Below are 14724 nucleotides of genomic sequence, written 5' to 3'. Positions count from 1 at the left end.
GACCTGCGAAACGGCAACCAGTCCAGCAAACTCCGCTGGGTCCGGCGCATCGTGGGCGCTGATCAACTCCCGCTTTGCGGCAGATCGCAGGTAAGCCAGCTCTCACGCTCAGCGGGCAGAATCAAAAGCCAAGTGCATCAGTCGTCACGGCTCAAACGCCAACCGATATTCCCCGGCCGTCGCGCCCATCACCTGCCTGAAGCGATTGCTGAAATGGCTGGCGCTGGCGAATCCGCATTCCAGGGCAATTTCGCCGAACGCCATCCGCGTGCGGCGCAGCAATTCCCGGGCGCGGCTCATGCGCCGTGCCAGCAAGTATTGGTGGGGCGGCAGGCCAAAGCTTTCGCGAAACATCCGGGCGAAGTGGTATTCGGAGAGTGCGCACGTCCCTGCCAGTTGCCCAATACTTAATGGCTCTGCCAGATTCAACTCGATGAACTCCACCAGTTGCCGACGCAGATGCGGGGCCAGTCCGCCTTTCAAGCGTAATCCGTCGCGCAGCCCGACCTGGTTCAGGATCATGTGATCGAGCAGTTCATGAGCCAGGCTGCTGGTCTGCAAGCGTTCGCCCGGCTCGCTCCAGTTCATGCGGATCAGCCGATGAAAGCGCTCGGCTTGCAGCGGGTCATCGAGGAAGGTGTTTTCTTGCAGCATCATCTCCCGAGGCTCGCGGTCCAGCAGCGTGACGCAGTTGAGCGCGAACTGTTCGGGGCTGATGTAGAGATGGGCCAGGCGGATGGCACCGTTGATCACCCATGACGACTGATGCCCGGCGGGGAGCACGCAAAGTTTATCCGGCGCGCCTTTGGTGCCGGGCTGGTCGCGGCGGTAGGTCTCGAAGCCGCCGGAGATGTAACAGGACAGCGTGTGATGACTCGGCCCGTAATAGTCCTGCGCGTCATGGCGGTTATTCCACAAGGCTGCAACCACACCGTCACCCAGGGATGCACTCTGCTCCAGCTGCGCATGGGGCGAGCTGTTGAGTGACTGAAAAACCTGGATCTGATCAAGTGAAGACATGCTGAATCTCTTGGAACGACGATTTTGCGATCGCAGCTGCTGTAGCAGCACGGACGGGCGGCTGGATGGGTTCTGTGACAAGGCAGATTGTCTGTGTTGGGCATCCTACTCCGTAGCGCTCTCGCTGCCAGCGGCCTGGCGATCAAATGCGCAAGTTTTTGCAAGTGCGCTGCAGGACCGACCCCCAGAATGGGGTCTCAATGAGGAGCCTGCCATGAACATCTCGCTGTATCTGTTGACCGTTCTGATCTGGGGCACCACCTGGATTGCCCTGAAGCTGCAACTGGGCGAGGTGGCGATAGCAGTATCGATCGTCTACCGCTTCGGCCTGGCAGCGCTGATTCTGTTTGCCATGTTGCTGATCAGTGGCCAGCTGCAGAAGGTCAATCGTCGTGGGCAACTGATTTGCCTGGCGCAGGGCTTGTGTCTGTTCTGCGTCAATTTCATGTGCTTTCTGCATGCCAGTCAGTGGATCCCCAGTGGCCTGGTGGCGGTGGTGTTTTCGACCTCAACCTTGTGGAACGCGCTGAACGCACGGGTGTTTTTCAAGCAGAAGATTGCCAGCAACGTGCTGGCCGGTGGTGCATTGGGCCTGGTCGGATTGGGTTGTCTGTTCTGGCCGCAATTGTCCGGGCACAGCGCCAGCCGCGAAACCGTCATCGGTCTGGTGCTGGCCCTGGCTGGAACCTTGTGCTTTTCGGCGGGCAACATGCTTTCCAGCCTGCAACAGAAGGCCGGGCTGCGTCCGCTGACCACCAACGCCTACGGGATGCTGTATGGCGCGGCGATGCTGTGTGTGTATTGCCTGATCAGCGGCACGCCGTTCGCGTTCGAATGGAACGCGCGTTATATAGGCTCGCTGCTGTATTTGGTGATTCCGGGCTCTGTGATCGGTTTCACTGCCTACCTGACGCTGGTCGGACGCATGGGACCGGAGCGCGCGGCGTATTGCACGGTGTTGTTCCCGGTGGTGGCGCTGAACGTCTCGGCGGTCGTCGAGGGCTACCAGTGGACCCTGCCCGCGTTGCTGGGGCTGGTGCTGGTGATGCTCGGCAATGTGCTGGTGTTCAGGAAGCCCAGGGTGGTGATGCCGGTGGCGGGCAAGTTAGCCTGAGAAACGAGAAGGATCGTGCCCACACTCTGCGTTGGGCATGCAGCCTGTGACGCTCCGCGTCACCCTTAAGCAGACGCAAGAGCGTCGGGTTCAGCATGCCCACGGGGACCGTGGGAACGATCAGGATCGGTTTCACTGCCTACCTGACGCTGGTCGGACGCATTTGATCGTGCCCATGCTCTGCGTGGGCATGCAGCCTGTGACGCTCCGCGTCACCCTTGGGCAGGCGTAAGAGCGTCGGGTGCAGCATGCCCACGGGGACCGTGGGAACGATCAGGATGGCGAGGATCTTCAGCCCTTCCAGGCTTGCTGATTCACCAAATCCTGCGGTTTCTCGCCCAGCAGCGCCGCACGCAGGTTTTTGTACGCTCGGTCCGCCATCGCCTGGCGAGTTTCATGGGTTGCGGAGCCGATGTGCGGCAAGGTCACGGCATTGTTCAGCGCGAACAGCGGCGACTCAGCCAGCGGCTCTTTCTCATAGACATCCAGACCTGCACCACGAATGGTGCCGTTCTGCAGCGCTGCAATCAGAGCGGGTTCGTCGACGATCGGACCGCGGGCGATGTTTACCAGAATTGCGCTTTTCTTCATCAGCGACAGTTCGCGGGTGCTGATCAGGTGCTTGGTCTTATCACTGAGCGGCACCACCAGGCACACGAAGTCGGACTCGGCCAGCAATTGATCCAGGGTGCGAAATTGCGCTCCCAGTTCCTGCTCGACCGCGGTCTTGCGGCTGTTGCCGCTATACAGGATCGGCATATTGAAGCCCAGACGACCTCGACGCGCCACCGCCGCGCCGATGTTACCCATGCCGACGATACCCAGGGTTTTGCCATAGACATCGGTGCCGAACTGAGGCGCCTCGATGCTGCGCGTCCAGTTGCCGGCTTTGGTGTAGGCGTCCAGCTCGGCCACGCGGCGGGCGCTGCTCATGATCAGTGAAAAGCCCAGGTCGGCGGTGCTCTCGGTCAGCACGTCCGGTGTATTGGTGAGCATGATGCCGCGTTCGGTGAAGTAGCCGACGTCGTAGTTGTCGTAGCCCACCGAGATGCTGGAGACCACTTCCAGTTGGCTGGCGCTCTGCAGTTGTTCGCGGCCCAGCGTGCGCCCGGCGCCGATCATGCCGTGGGCATGGGGCAGCGCTTCGTTGAACTGCTCGTTTAGATCACCCTTTTTCGGGTCCGGGATGATCACGTTGAAGTCTTGCTGCAGGCGCTCGGCCATTTCCGGGGACACGCGGCTGAAGGCAAGGACGGTCTTTTTCATCGGATAGCTTCTCTCGGGCGGTTCAGATGGACATTGCGTAGCACGCTAACATTCTTGTCGTCGAATTGGCGAGGGTGTTGCCGCATGCCTGAAAGCTGGGCCGGCTTGATCCGAGCGCAGGACCTGTGGGCTGCTGAACCGCATGACAGCGGTGAACGCGCAGTGGCAGCAAACTTCACTTGCGGCTGATCCACTGCGTTCGCTGCCATCGTAACTTCCGGCGTCGCCAGTGGGGTTCGTGGTGTGCTCGTGAGGTGTGATCTCCAAACCAGCGCCCCGTGGTTGCTTACACACTCTGCGGCAGCAAGTGGGTCTGCAAATCCGCTTCGTGGGCCGCCATGATTTCCGGCAGCGAGCCGCGCAGATACTCGACCCACGTTTTGATCTTGGCATCCAGGTACTGGCGCGAGGGGTAGATGGCGTACAGGTTCAGCTCGTGGGAGCGGTATTGCGGCAGTACCCGCACCAGCGAGCCGTTACGCAGGCCCTCGATGGCTGAATAGATCGGCAGGATCCCGATGCCCATGCCGCTGCTGATCGCAGCCTTCATCGCATCGGCCGAATTGACCAGGAAGGGCGAGCTGGTGATGGTGACGGTTTCCTGGCCATCTGGACCGTCGAACGCCCATTTCTCCAGAGGAAACACCGGGCTGACCAGGCGCAGGCACGCGTGATTGAGCAAATCGGCCGGCTTGTGCGCCACGCCAAAGGCGTTGATGTAGGCAGGCGAGGCGCAAACGATGCTGTAGGTGATCCCCAGGCGCTGCGACACGAAGCCCGAATCCGGCAGCTCACTGGCCAGCACGATGGAGACGTCGTACCCCTCTTCGAGCAGGTCCGGTACGCGGTTGGTCATGGTCAGGTCGAACGACACGTCGGGATGGTTGCGCCGATAACGGGCAATGGCATCGATCACGTAATGCTGACCGACACCGGTCATCGAGTGGACTTTCAATTGCCCGGCCGGGCGCGCGTGGGCGTCGCTGGCTTCGGCTTCGGCTTCCTCGACATAGGTCAGAATCTGCTCGCAACGCAGCAGGTAGCGCTTGCCCGCTTCAGTCAGGGCGATACGCCGTGTGGTTCGGTTCAAAAGTCGGGTTTGCAGGTGCGCTTCAAGATTGGAGACTGCGCGCGAAACGTTGGCGGTAGTGGTATCCAGCTGAGCCGCGGCAGCCGTGAAGCTGCCCGCCTGCGCCACACAACTGAAGGCGCGCATGTTTTGCAGAGTGTCCATTGGCCGTTCTCTGTTGAGATAGCAAATTGTGACATGAAGTTACTGATCCATGTCAGCTATACCAAAGGATTATCTTCCGTTCGGTAATAAAGATTCGCAGAAGTCCCGGCTTATCGCCGAAACAGGCGCACCCTAGAATCGCGGCTCGATTCATTCCTCCTCATTCGGGTAATTGCAGCTGTGCCGCGTAGCATCGTCAGAGGGCTCAAGCCCCTCAGTGTCTGGGCTTTAACGTTACTCATCAGCGGCTGCATCGGAACCGGCGGAATCGCCCCTCAAGGCACCTCGATGTCGCCAGACGCTCTGGCCACCGACGATGCTATCAAAGAAGCTGCCAAAGACGCCCACTGGCCGGACGGTCAATGGTGGCGCGCCTATGGTGATGATCAGCTCAACCATTGGATCGAACTGGCCGCCCTCGGGAGCCCGAGCCTGGCGCTCGCCGCAGCTCGCGTGCGTCAGGCCAGGGCCATGGCCGGCATCGCCGAATCGGCCGAGTCGTTGCGCGTCACTGGCGACAGCACACTCAAGCGCCACAACTGGCCGGCCGATCAGTTCTACGGGCCGGGCGAGCTGTCCAATACCAGTACCTGGGACAACAATGCTGCCATCGGCCTGAGCTATTCCCTAGACTTTTGGGGGCGAGAGAGCAACAACACCGAACAGTCACTGGACATGGCGCACGTAAGTGCTGCCGAAGAACGCCAGGCGCAACTGGAGTTGCAGGACAATATCGTTCGCGCCTACATCCAGCTGTCGCTCAACTACGCCCAGCGCGACATCGCCGTAGCGACCCTGGCTCAGCAACAACAGATTCTCGACCTGGCGCAGCGACGATTGATGGGCGGCATTGGCACGCATTTCGAAGTCAGCCAGGCGCAAACACCGCTGCCCGAAACCCATCGGCAGATCGACTCGCTGGACGAAGCCATTGCCCTGAGCCGCAACCAGATTGCCGCACTGGCGGGCAAAGGCCCAGGGGAGGGCGCGAGTCTGCAACGCCCAACCTTGACGTTGAAGACTGCACTCACATTGCCCTCTGCACTGCCCGCACAACTGCTCGGGCAACGCCCTGATGTGGTTGCCAGCCGCTGGCGCGTGGCGGCCCAGGCGCGGGGCATCGATGTCGCCCACGCCGGGTTCTATCCCAACGTCGACTTAATGGGCAGCCTGGGTTACATGGCTACCGGTGGCGGGATGCTGGAGTTTCTGACCGGGAAGAAATTCAACTACAGCGTCGGCCCGGCAGTCAGTTTGCCGATCTTCGATGGCGGGCGTTTGCGCTCGCAGCTGGGCGTGGCCACCGCCGGTTACGACGCGGCAGTGGCGCAGTACAACCAGACACTGGTGAACGCGCTTAAAGGTGTTTCCGACCAGTTGATTCGTCGCGAATCGATGAACAAACAGCAGGAATTTGCCGATCAATCCGTCGCGGCGGCGCAGAAAACCTATGATATCGCCCTGATCGCCTACCAGCGTGGCCTGACGGACTACCTGAACGTATTGAGCGCGCAAACCCTGCTGTTTCATCAGCAGCAGGTGCAGCAACAGGTTCAGGCTACGCGGTTGACCGTGCATGCCGAGTTGGTTGTGGCGTTAGGCGGCGGTTTGATGGCAGGCAATGATTCCCCGACCGCCGACAAGACCACCGCGCCGAAAACCCCAGCGTCGCTTGCGGTGTTTGACCGGTGAGCCCGATAGATAGAATTCGCCCATCCCGCACCCTTTGCGAGCAACCTCGCTCCCACAGATGGGGTGGGAGCGCGCAAGTGTCAGCACGCTCCCGCAGCTCAACTTGCGCGGCACAGGTGTTAGCACATTCCCACAGCTGGATGGGTTTGGCGCAGATGTCATTGGTCACCGACCTTCCCTGTGAGAGCAAGCTGGCTCGCGAATCGATCTGCCGGTCAGCACAGGCCTTGAACTGAAATGACCCAAGCCCTGCATTGGCTCAAATCACTGGAATGGCGTCGCGAACTCAATGGCTGGGCGCGCAGCGACGGGGTGACCTGGATCTACATCTTCAAGGTGCTGATCGCCGCATTCCTGACCTACTGGATCGCAATGCGCCTTGAATTGCCGCAGCCGCGTACGGCAATGATCACGGTGTTCATCGTCATGCAGCCGCAGAGCGGGCATGTGTTCGCCAAAAGCTTCTATCGCTTGCTTGGCACGCTGGCCGGTTCGGTGGTGATGGTGACATTGATGGCCTTGTTCGCGCAGAACAGCGAGTTGTTCCTCGGCAGCCTGGCGATTTGGGTCGGCGTCTGCTGTGCCGGTGCGGCGCGCTATCGCAACTTTCGCGCCTACGGTTTCGTGCTCGCCGGCTATACCGCTGCAATGACCGGCCTGCCTGCGCTGGCCCACCCTGAAACCTCGTTCATGGCCGCCGTCTGGCGGGTGATGGAAATCTCCCTGGGTATCATCTGCTCGACCCTGGTCACTGCTGCCATCCTGCCGCAAAGCTCGGGTGCGGCCATGCGCAATGCCTTGTATCAGCGCTTTGGCGTCTTCGCCCGGTTCGTCATCGACGGCCTGCGCGGCGACAGCGATCCGGCGGCGTTCGAGGCCAGCAACGTACGCTTCATTGCCGATGCCGTCGGCCTGGAAGGCCTGCGCGCTGTCACGGTGTTCGAAGACCCGCACATGCGCCGTCGCAACGGCCGGCTGAACCGCCTGAACAGCGAGTTCATGACCATCACGACGCGCTTCAATGCCCTGCATCAACTGCTTGAGCGCTTGCGCCGCCGTGGTGTGACGCCTGCCGTGGCGGCGATCGAGCCGGGGCTTGATGCCGTGGCGCAGTTGCTGCAGGACTTCGCCGCACGTGCGCTGACCAACGCCGATGCGGCGCTACTGGCCACCCGCTTGAGCGCGTTCAAGGCCGATTTGCCGGAACGGGTTCGCAGCCTGCGTGCCGAGTTCGTCAAAACCGACCCCAGTGACGACGATTTGCTGGATTTCCACACCGCCTACGAGTTGCTGTACCGCTTCGTCGATGACATGCACGACTATTCACAGACCCATGCGTCGCTGGCCGATCACAGCCACGCGAGGGAAAAATGGGTCGAACCGTTCGTGTCCACCACCAACTGGATGTCGTCGGTGGCATCAGGCCTTCGCGCGACGTTCATTCTCGGGCTGATGTCGGTGTATTGGGTGGCCACTGCCTGGCCCAGCGGCGCTTCGATGACGCTGGTGTCGGCAGCAACCGTTGCCTTGTCTGCCACCACGCCGAACCCCCGGCGCATGTCATTCCAGATGGCGTGCGGTACTTTGCTCGGCGCATTTCTCGGGTTTTTCATCACGTTCTTCGTGCTGCCCCGGATCGATGGCTTCCCGTTGTTATGCATGGTGCTGGCGCCGGTGTTCGTATTGGGTACATTCCTGACCATGCGCCCACAGTGGGTCGGCTACGGCTTGGGTCTGCTGATCTTTTTCTGCATCGGCTCGGCACCCGACAACCTCACCGTCTATAACCCCTACGCGTTCATCAACGACTACATCGCCATGGTGCTCGGCATGCTGCTGTGCGCGGCGGCGGGGGCGATCATTCTGCCGCCTAACAGTCGTTGGCTGTGGCAGCGCCTTGAGGTCGATCTGCGCCAGCAAGTCGGATTCGCCATCAGCGCGCCGATGCGCGGAATTGGCTCGAACTTCGAAAGCCGCACGCGCGACCTGATGCACCAGGCTTATGGGCTGGCGACCGGTCAGCCCCAGGTGCAACGCAACCTGCTGCGCTGGATGTTCGTGGTGCTGGAAATCGGTCACGCGATCATCGAGCTGCGCCGCGAGCAGGACCTTGTGCCGGTTCACCCCAGCTACGCCGAGTGGCAGCCGTGGCGTCAATCAGTCCGCGCCATGGGCCGCTCGCTGATACGCCTGTTCATCCAGCCGGACCGGCACAATCTGGCCCGCAGTCTGTATGCGGTGGATCACGCCATTATCTGCGTGCAGAACAGCGATGAGCCATTCGCTCCGCACTTCGATACCTCGCCGTTACGACGGGTCAAAAGCTACCTGCACTTCATCCGCACCTGCCTGCTCGACCCGCAATCACCACTGGCCGCCTACGCACCTGCCCAAGCGGCGCAAGGACTTGACCATGCCTCGTGAGATCGCCTTCCACGGCGTTTATATGCCCACGGTGACCGTGATGTTCCTGGTCGCCATGGTGCTGTCCTGGGCGCTGGACCGGCTGATGTCCGGCCTGGACCTGTACCGTTTTTTCTGGCATCCGGCGCTGCTGCGCCTGAGCCTGTTCAGCTGCATGTTTGGCGCAATGGCGCTGACCGTTTACCGTTGAGGCACATGTGAATTCGAGATGAAAAAGCTCATCAGTCTGATCGCGACATTATTGATTCTGGCGCTGGCCATCTGGATCGGCCGCCTGTTGTGGATTCACTACATGGACACCCCGTGGACGCGTGACGGGCGAGTGCGTGCGGACGTGATCAACGTCGCCGCCGACGTCAGCGGTGTGGTCATCGACGTGCCGGTCATGGATAACCAGCCGGTGAAGAAGGGCGACTTGCTCATGCAAATCGACCCTGAGCACTATCAGCTGGCGGTCAAGCAGGCCGCAGCGATGGTCGCCTCGCGCAAGGCAACCTGGGAAATGCGCAAGGTCAACGCCGCTCGCCGCAAGGACATGGACGCGCTAGTGATCTCGGCCGAAAACCGTGAAGACGCCTCCAACGTCGCCAACTCCGCGCAGGCTGACTATCAACTGGCCGTGGCCCGGCTCGAAGCGGCGCAACTGAACCTGCAGCGCACCAAAGTACTGGCGGCTGTCGATGGCTATGTGACCAACCTCAACGTGCATCGCGGCGACTACGCGCGCATCGGTGAGGCCAAGATGGCGGTGGTCGATAAGCATTCATTCTGGGTTTACGGCTTCTTCGAAGAAACCAAGCTGCCGCATGTCCGCGTCGGCGACCCGGCGGACATGCAATTGATGAGCGGCGAAGTGATGAAGGGCCATGTCGAAAGCATCGCCCGTGCGATATACGACCGCGATAATCCGCAAAGCCGTGAGCTGATCGCCGACGTCAACCCTACCTTTAACTGGGTACGCCTGGCGCAGCGTGTGCCGGTACGTATCCACCTGGATAACGTACCGGACAGCGTGGTGCTGGCAGCGGGGATCACCTGCACGGTAATCGTTAATCCGCAGTGATCAGGGCGTGCTGCCGACCGAGATGCGGTGATTACTCGGACAACTTCTCAAACACCTTTTCCACGACTTTGTCGATGATTTTGCTGGAGTGATCGGTGCCCGTTGCCAGTTCGGCAATCGGCCCCACCATCGCCTTGATGGTGTCGGCCAACGCCTGGTTGTAAAATGCCAGTGCCTCGTCAGGGTAGTCCGCTGTTACACCGCGCAGCGTCTTGATCGACGTTGCGCCCGCTGTCGCCAGGAATCCGACCATCGCACGCGTCAGCGCAAGCGAAGGCCCGGCGGACAATGTCGTCACCAGCGCAAGCGCCTCGAGAACCTCGGCGCTCACTTTCAGCAGGTCGTCGGTCAGGCGTTCACTGTCGGTGGACACCAGTAAGTCGATGTCCATGTTCAGACGCATGACTCTCTGGTTGTGCAGGGCACCGAACACGTCGGCTGTGCTGCGGAACTGCAGCGGGCTCGTCAAGCTATAGGTAGGCCCGTTGTATGTTCTGTAATACCTGAGCATCGTATTGCCCGACATGCTTTGGGTGTACAGCGGCAAACGGCGCAGCACCAGCTTGTGAAGCGACGTTGAACGTTCGATGAAGGCCCGACGCTTGGCCCGACGCAGGATCACCACCGCATCGTCCTTGGGGGCGCCAAGAAATACCAGCAGCCCACCCTGACTTTCCTTCGGATAGCGCAGGTAGATCGTTTGCGGAACAAGGGTGCGGCTCAATCGGCTTCCGAATTCGACAAGTTCAAGCTGCACCTTGTCATTGAAATAATCTTCCACCAGGTTTTGATAGAACTCAGGAGTATTGGGATCGTCAGCGAAGTCTCGAAGGTGCTTTTCCACCTCTAGCCGGGAGTGCAGCTTCCACAGGAATCTGGCTTCAGGCGTATTGAGGCGCTGCTCGATTTCTTCCTGGTAACGGGCCTGCAAATCTGCCGACTCAAGTGCTTGAATCAGGTCTTCAGGGAAATCCTCGGGCCAGGCAACGTTGTTCCACGCACTGGCTTTGCGGCGATAGCGGTCGGTAACGATCTCTTCGAGGCGGAAATCGCGTCGTTCCTCAGACAGGTCGTCGCCGTATTCTTCCCAGCTTTCAGTGAACGGTAGGCCCAGTACCGAATACACAGGGATCCAGGTTTGACTGTCGACGCGTGCTTTCACTTCATCCGACGCACTGGAGGCATCGATGATCGTGCGGATCGACGTGCGGATGAAGCGCACCGGGTCGAGCAGGTCTGGATCGTACATGCCGGCAAACAGATCGCTCATGTCGCTGACAAGACGGCCGACGCCCTCCGAGTTAAGTTCAAGGATGCCTTCAGGCGCGTCCGAGCCCGGTTCGACCGGGGCAAAATCATATTCCTCGAAGTCGTAATAGTCGTCGAGGGTTCCAGTGGATAACAGTGGGTTCATGGTGTCTTCCTTGACAGCGAGCCGGCCTCGGGGAAGGCCGGACAGTTAGGCCCCTTACTCAGGGCAACTGCAGGAAGTATCCAGTGATGTTGAAGCGTTTTCTGTAGCCGGTTTCCGTGACTGACCGAGGATGAGGCGCTTTTTGGAAGAGGCTTGTTCGCGTGACTGCGCAGGATTTGCGGTCTGCACTTATTACACCTTACAGCGGACCCTTCAGCCTGAAGCGTCTGCTCAAAATCCGTTCAAGCAGTGCCTTGGGCAGCAGCCGTGCCATCAACGGCAATGCGTAGCAACCCGTGCCGCAGCGCAGCAGGCGCACGGGATTTGTTTTTTGCACGGCATCGAATACGTTGCGGGCCACCTGGCTTGCCGGTGTCGGATGGGTTTGCGAGGCGTTGGCCCGCGCGCGGATACCCTCGCGCAAGGGCCACCACGCCGAGCCCTCGTGAATCACCTGCTCGGCTTCATGGTTGGCGTGTTTGGCGAACTGCGTGTCGATGGCACCGGGCTGGACCTCCATCACGCGCATGCCGAACGGCGCCAGCTCCATGCGCAATGCATCGCTCAGGGCGCTGACCGCCGCTTTCGATGCGCAATAGGCGCCGCCAAAGGGCGTCGTCAGTACCCCGGAAACGCTGCCGATGTTCACCACCAAGCCTTTGTTGCGTCGCAGCAAGGGAAACAGCGCGCCGGTGACGCCCACGATGGAAAACACGTTGGTTTCGAACTGCCTGCGCATCGCCTCGACGCCACCATCGAGTAGCGGCCCGATGCCGCCGTAACCGGCGTTGTTGATCAACACGTCCAGCCCCTTGCCGCGTTGCTCAAGCGTTGCGGCGAGTCGTTCGAGCGCAGCGCTGTCGTTCACATCCAGTTCCACCGCCCTCAAGCCGGCAGCTTCCAGTGCCTGCACATCGGTTGTCTTGCGCGCCGTCGCCCAGACCTCATGACCTGCGGCGTGGAATACGTCCGCCATGGCGCGGCCGATGCCGCTGGAACAACCAGTAATCAGAACGACAGGCATGGGGTTTGATCCTTGGAGAAGGGCGTATCAGTCGGAGAAAGTGCCTTGCAGGCGTTCGGCACGGAATTCCAGGGTCTGCGGGCGATAGCCTGCGCGCAGTGGCGGCAGTGGCAGGCAGTCCTGCCATTGGCTGCCGGGCAACAGCTCGCCGGGGCCGCGGTAGCGCGGGGCGGCGTAGGTGTCGTCGGCGAGATTGACGGTGTCCCGGGAGCATAGGCCGCGACCTTCCAGCGCAACGCCTGGAGGGGCACATCGTTGCCATTGTCGACCAGGACCAGCAGTGGACGGCCGCTCGGGCATTTTTCCGGCGTGTAGTCCAGGCGCAACTGCAAACGGTTGAGGCGCTGGGCGTCACGTTTGTCCTGCCAAACCACCACGCCCGCCACTATCCCCAGCCCGACCGCGGCCGCCAGTGACACTGGCAAGGCTTTGGCGGGGTAGCGCAGGAGGAGGATCAGCCAGGTGAAAATCAGGATGGCGCCGATAATCATCTTTCGGTCTCGCGAGTGCAGGTCAGCGCATCGTACCGAAAGGCGTGTGATTGACCAAATGGCTCAGGGTCCGACCTTTCAGCCTCTTGTCGCAGCGCGGCTTGCCGAGCGCGCACGCGAGCACTGCCGCCGGCAAGCCTTACTGCCAACGCAGATGCCAAAAGGTATCGGAGTGCGCAAAAAAAAGCCCCCACCCGTTCCCTGCGGATGGGGAATACGCAGGAAACGGGCGGGGGCACTGCAACGGTGCTAGCGGTGAATCAGCGAGCGATAGTCTGGGTTTTCACGCCGGCTTCGATGCCTGGAGTGGAGCGTCCGTAGACGTCTTCGAAGCGTTCGATGTCATCTTCGCCCAGATAGCTGCCCGATTGCACTTCGATGATTTCCAGCGGGATCTTGCCTGGGTTGCGCAGACGATGGACCGAGGCGATCGGGATGTAGGTGGACTGGTTTTCGGTAAGCAGGAACACGTTCTCGTCGCAGGTGACCTGAGCGGTGCCCGACACGACGATCCAGTGTTCGGCGCGGTGATGGTGCATCTGCAGCGACAGGCTGGCACCCGGCTTGACCGAGATGCGCTTGACCTGGAAGCGGCCGCCCATGTCCACCGAGTCGTACGAACCCCACGGGCGATAGACTTCCAGATGGTTCTGGGTTTCAGTGCGGCCCTGCTCGTTGAGCGTATTGACCATTTGCTTGACGCCCTGAACCTTGTCCTTGTGGGCGATCATCATGGCGTCCTTGGTTTCGACGACGACGATGTTGTCCAGGCCGATAACGGTGACCAGTTTGCCGTTGCCCTGAATCATGCAGTTGCGGCTGTCCTGGATAACCACATCACCTTTGGTGACGTTGCCGTGTTCGTCTTTCTGATTGACGTCCCACAGCGACGACCAGCAGCCCACATCGCTCCAGCCGGCGTCCAGCGGCACTACGCAGGCACGCTGGGTTTTTTCCATGACGGCGTAGTCGATGGAGTTGTCCGGGCAGCAGGCGAAGCTGGCCTGGTCCAGTTCGATGTTGTCGTCTTCACGCTTGCTGCGCTCAAGGGTCAGCAGGCAGTTGTCGTAGATGTCCGGGTCGTGCTTTTTCAGCTCTTCCAGATAACGGCTGGCGCGGAACAGGAACATACCGCTGTTCCAGTAGTAGCCGCCGGCTTCGACGAATTCGTTGGCGCGTTTTTCGTCCGGTTTCTCGACAAACTGCGCGACGCGGCTTACGCCTTCGGGCAGCAGGGCATCGGCGGTGGATTTGATATAGCCATAACCGGTTTCCGGTTTGGTCGCCGGTACGCCGAACAGCACCATTTCGCCACGCTCTGCGGCCACGGTGGCCAGTGCCAATGCGCGTTGCAGGGATTTCTGGTCGTCGATGACATGGTCGGCCGGCAGCACCAGCATCAGCTCGTCGCGGCCTTCGTTGATCAGCATCATCGCCGTGATGGCCACGGCAGGTGCGGTGTTACGACCAAACGGCTCCATGATGATGGCCTGAGTGTCCAGGTTCAATGCATCGAGCTGTTCGCCGACGATGAAGCGGTGGTCCTTGTTGCACACCACCACCGGGTGCTGCATGCCATCGAATTGCAGGCGCTCCAGGGTCTGCTGGAACAGGGTATGTTCGCCGGTCAGTGCCAGGAACTGTTTAGGAAACTGTTTACGCGAAAGAGGCCAGAGTCGGGAACCGCTGCCACCTGACAAGATCACTGGAATCATTTTAATTCTCCAAATAGCAATAGCGTTAATGGGCTATACGTCGGTTGTTCTGTCGTTTCGTGTGTCTTGTTGTTGTTCGCTACGGTCGGCGCCCTCACGGTGTACGGATGCGTATCACCTGGCACCGACTGCTGATCTAGCTTGTATTGCAGGCCTGGGAGCTGCCGGGATGCTCTGCCGTCAGCGATCGGCCGGGACCGGTCGCAAGGTCTGAAAATGCGGTCTTTCTGAATCACCGCATTTACCGGGTTTACTGCCGGTTCCCGG

General features: G+C 60.6%; 12 protein-coding genes and 1 pseudogene. 5 read left to right on the top strand and 8 right to left on the bottom strand.

The features are described from left to right. Positions 1 to 144 precede the first annotated feature (144 nt). Entirely contained in the window at positions 145 to 1020 is an 876-nt protein-coding gene (locus B3I26_RS17580) for a helix-turn-helix domain-containing protein (RefSeq protein ID WP_296259459.1), read from the bottom strand. A gap of 214 nt (positions 1021 to 1234) precedes the next feature. Between B3I26_RS17580 and B3I26_RS17575 the strand changes: the two genes are divergently transcribed. Continuing rightward, the gene (locus tag B3I26_RS17575; RefSeq protein WP_296259458.1) at positions 1235 to 2134 is read left to right on the top strand and encodes a DMT family transporter; all 900 of its coding nucleotides are present in this window, start codon (positions 1235 to 1237) and stop codon (positions 2132 to 2134) included. A gap of 291 nt (positions 2135 to 2425) precedes the next feature. On the opposite strand, the gene B3I26_RS17570 is transcribed toward B3I26_RS17575, so the two are convergent. Then, positions 2426 to 3400 (bottom strand): 2-hydroxyacid dehydrogenase, encoded by a 975-nt coding sequence (locus B3I26_RS17570; RefSeq protein ID WP_296259457.1) that lies wholly within the window; start codon positions 3398 to 3400, stop codon positions 2426 to 2428. Between the two features lie 286 nt (positions 3401 to 3686). After that, the gene (locus tag B3I26_RS17565) at positions 3687 to 4634 is read right to left on the bottom strand and encodes a LysR family transcriptional regulator (protein WP_296259455.1); all 948 of its coding nucleotides are present in this window, start codon (positions 4632 to 4634) and stop codon (positions 3687 to 3689) included. A 180-nt stretch (positions 4635 to 4814) separates the two neighbouring features. On the opposite strand from B3I26_RS17565, the gene B3I26_RS17560 reads away from it, so the two are divergent. The 4 genes from B3I26_RS17560 to B3I26_RS17545 all read left to right on the top strand — a co-directional run bounded on the left by B3I26_RS17560 (position 4815) and on the right by B3I26_RS17545 (position 9813). Next, positions 4815 to 6326 carry an efflux transporter outer membrane subunit gene (locus B3I26_RS17560; RefSeq protein WP_296259454.1) on the top strand — a complete coding sequence of 504 codons (1512 nt, stop codon included), beginning with the start codon at positions 4815 to 4817 and terminating at the stop codon, positions 6324 to 6326. Between the two features lie 237 nt (positions 6327 to 6563). Then, a complete protein-coding gene (locus tag B3I26_RS17555; RefSeq protein ID WP_296259453.1) occupies positions 6564 to 8750 on the top strand; it encodes an FUSC family protein in 2187 nt (728 codons plus the stop codon). Next, positions 8740 to 8940, top strand: coding sequence for a DUF1656 domain-containing protein (locus B3I26_RS17550; RefSeq protein WP_296259451.1), 201 nt, complete (start codon positions 8740 to 8742; stop codon positions 8938 to 8940). The genes B3I26_RS17555 and B3I26_RS17550 overlap by 11 nt, the downstream gene beginning before the upstream one ends. 18 nt (positions 8941 to 8958) lie before the next feature. After that, positions 8959 to 9813 (top strand): HlyD family secretion protein, encoded by an 855-nt coding sequence (locus B3I26_RS17545; RefSeq protein WP_296259450.1) that lies wholly within the window; start codon positions 8959 to 8961, stop codon positions 9811 to 9813. Between the two features lie 31 nt (positions 9814 to 9844). Here the strand turns inward: B3I26_RS17545 and B3I26_RS17540 are convergent, their stop codons facing one another. From B3I26_RS17540 to B3I26_RS17520, 5 genes and pseudogenes are all read right to left on the bottom strand, one after another. Beyond that, positions 9845 to 11227, bottom strand: a complete 1383-nt coding sequence (locus B3I26_RS17540) for a hypothetical protein (RefSeq protein ID WP_296259449.1) — start codon at positions 11225 to 11227, stop codon at positions 9845 to 9847. A 199-nt stretch (positions 11228 to 11426) separates the two neighbouring features. Then, entirely contained in the window at positions 11427 to 12251 is an 825-nt protein-coding gene (locus B3I26_RS17535; RefSeq protein WP_296259447.1) for an SDR family oxidoreductase, read from the bottom strand. Between the two features lie 27 nt (positions 12252 to 12278). Beyond that, a pseudogene (locus B3I26_RS17530) lies at positions 12279 to 12742 on the bottom strand (multidrug transporter). A 260-nt stretch (positions 12743 to 13002) separates the two neighbouring features. Further along, on the bottom strand, positions 13003 to 14457 hold the full coding sequence (locus B3I26_RS17525; protein ID WP_296259446.1) for a mannose-1-phosphate guanylyltransferase/mannose-6-phosphate isomerase: 1455 nt from the start codon (positions 14455 to 14457) through the stop codon (positions 13003 to 13005). Then, positions 14454 to 14724, bottom strand: a 271-nt coding sequence (locus B3I26_RS17520; RefSeq protein WP_296259444.1) for a hypothetical protein, incomplete at its 5' end; no start/stop codon positions are given. The genes B3I26_RS17525 and B3I26_RS17520, both read right to left, overlap by 4 nt.

Source organism: Pseudomonas sp. UBA5706 (assembly GCF_002419965.1).
GTDB lineage: Bacteria > Pseudomonadota > Gammaproteobacteria > Pseudomonadales > Pseudomonadaceae > Aquipseudomonas.
This window is presented reverse-complemented; position numbering and strand designations above follow the sequence as displayed.

What these genes read in the sequence shown, in the direction of transcription:
- B3I26_RS17580 (WP_296259459.1), bottom strand. Translation starts at nt 1,020, where the DNA reads ATGTCTTCACTTGATCAGATCCAGGTTTTTCAGTCACTCAACAGCTCG.
- B3I26_RS17575 (WP_296259458.1), top strand. Translation starts at nt 1,235, where the DNA reads ATGAACATCTCGCTGTATCTGTTGACCGTTCTGATCTGGGGCACCACC.
- B3I26_RS17570 (WP_296259457.1), bottom strand. Translation starts at nt 3,400, where the DNA reads ATGAAAAAGACCGTCCTTGCCTTCAGCCGCGTGTCCCCGGAAATGGCC.
- B3I26_RS17565 (WP_296259455.1), bottom strand. Translation starts at nt 4,634, where the DNA reads ATGGACACTCTGCAAAACATGCGCGCCTTCAGTTGTGTGGCGCAGGCG.
- B3I26_RS17555 (WP_296259453.1), top strand. Translation starts at nt 6,564, where the DNA reads ATGACCCAAGCCCTGCATTGGCTCAAATCACTGGAATGGCGTCGCGAA.
- B3I26_RS17550 (WP_296259451.1), top strand. Translation starts at nt 8,740, where the DNA reads ATGCCTCGTGAGATCGCCTTCCACGGCGTTTATATGCCCACGGTGACC.
- B3I26_RS17545 (WP_296259450.1), top strand. Translation starts at nt 8,959, where the DNA reads ATGAAAAAGCTCATCAGTCTGATCGCGACATTATTGATTCTGGCGCTG.
- B3I26_RS17540 (WP_296259449.1), bottom strand. Translation starts at nt 11,227, where the DNA reads ATGAACCCACTGTTATCCACTGGAACCCTCGACGACTATTACGACTTC.
- B3I26_RS17535 (WP_296259447.1), bottom strand. Translation starts at nt 12,251, where the DNA reads ATGCCTGTCGTTCTGATTACTGGTTGTTCCAGCGGCATCGGCCGCGCC.
- B3I26_RS17525 (WP_296259446.1), bottom strand. Translation starts at nt 14,457, where the DNA reads ATGATTCCAGTGATCTTGTCAGGTGGCAGCGGTTCCCGACTCTGGCCT.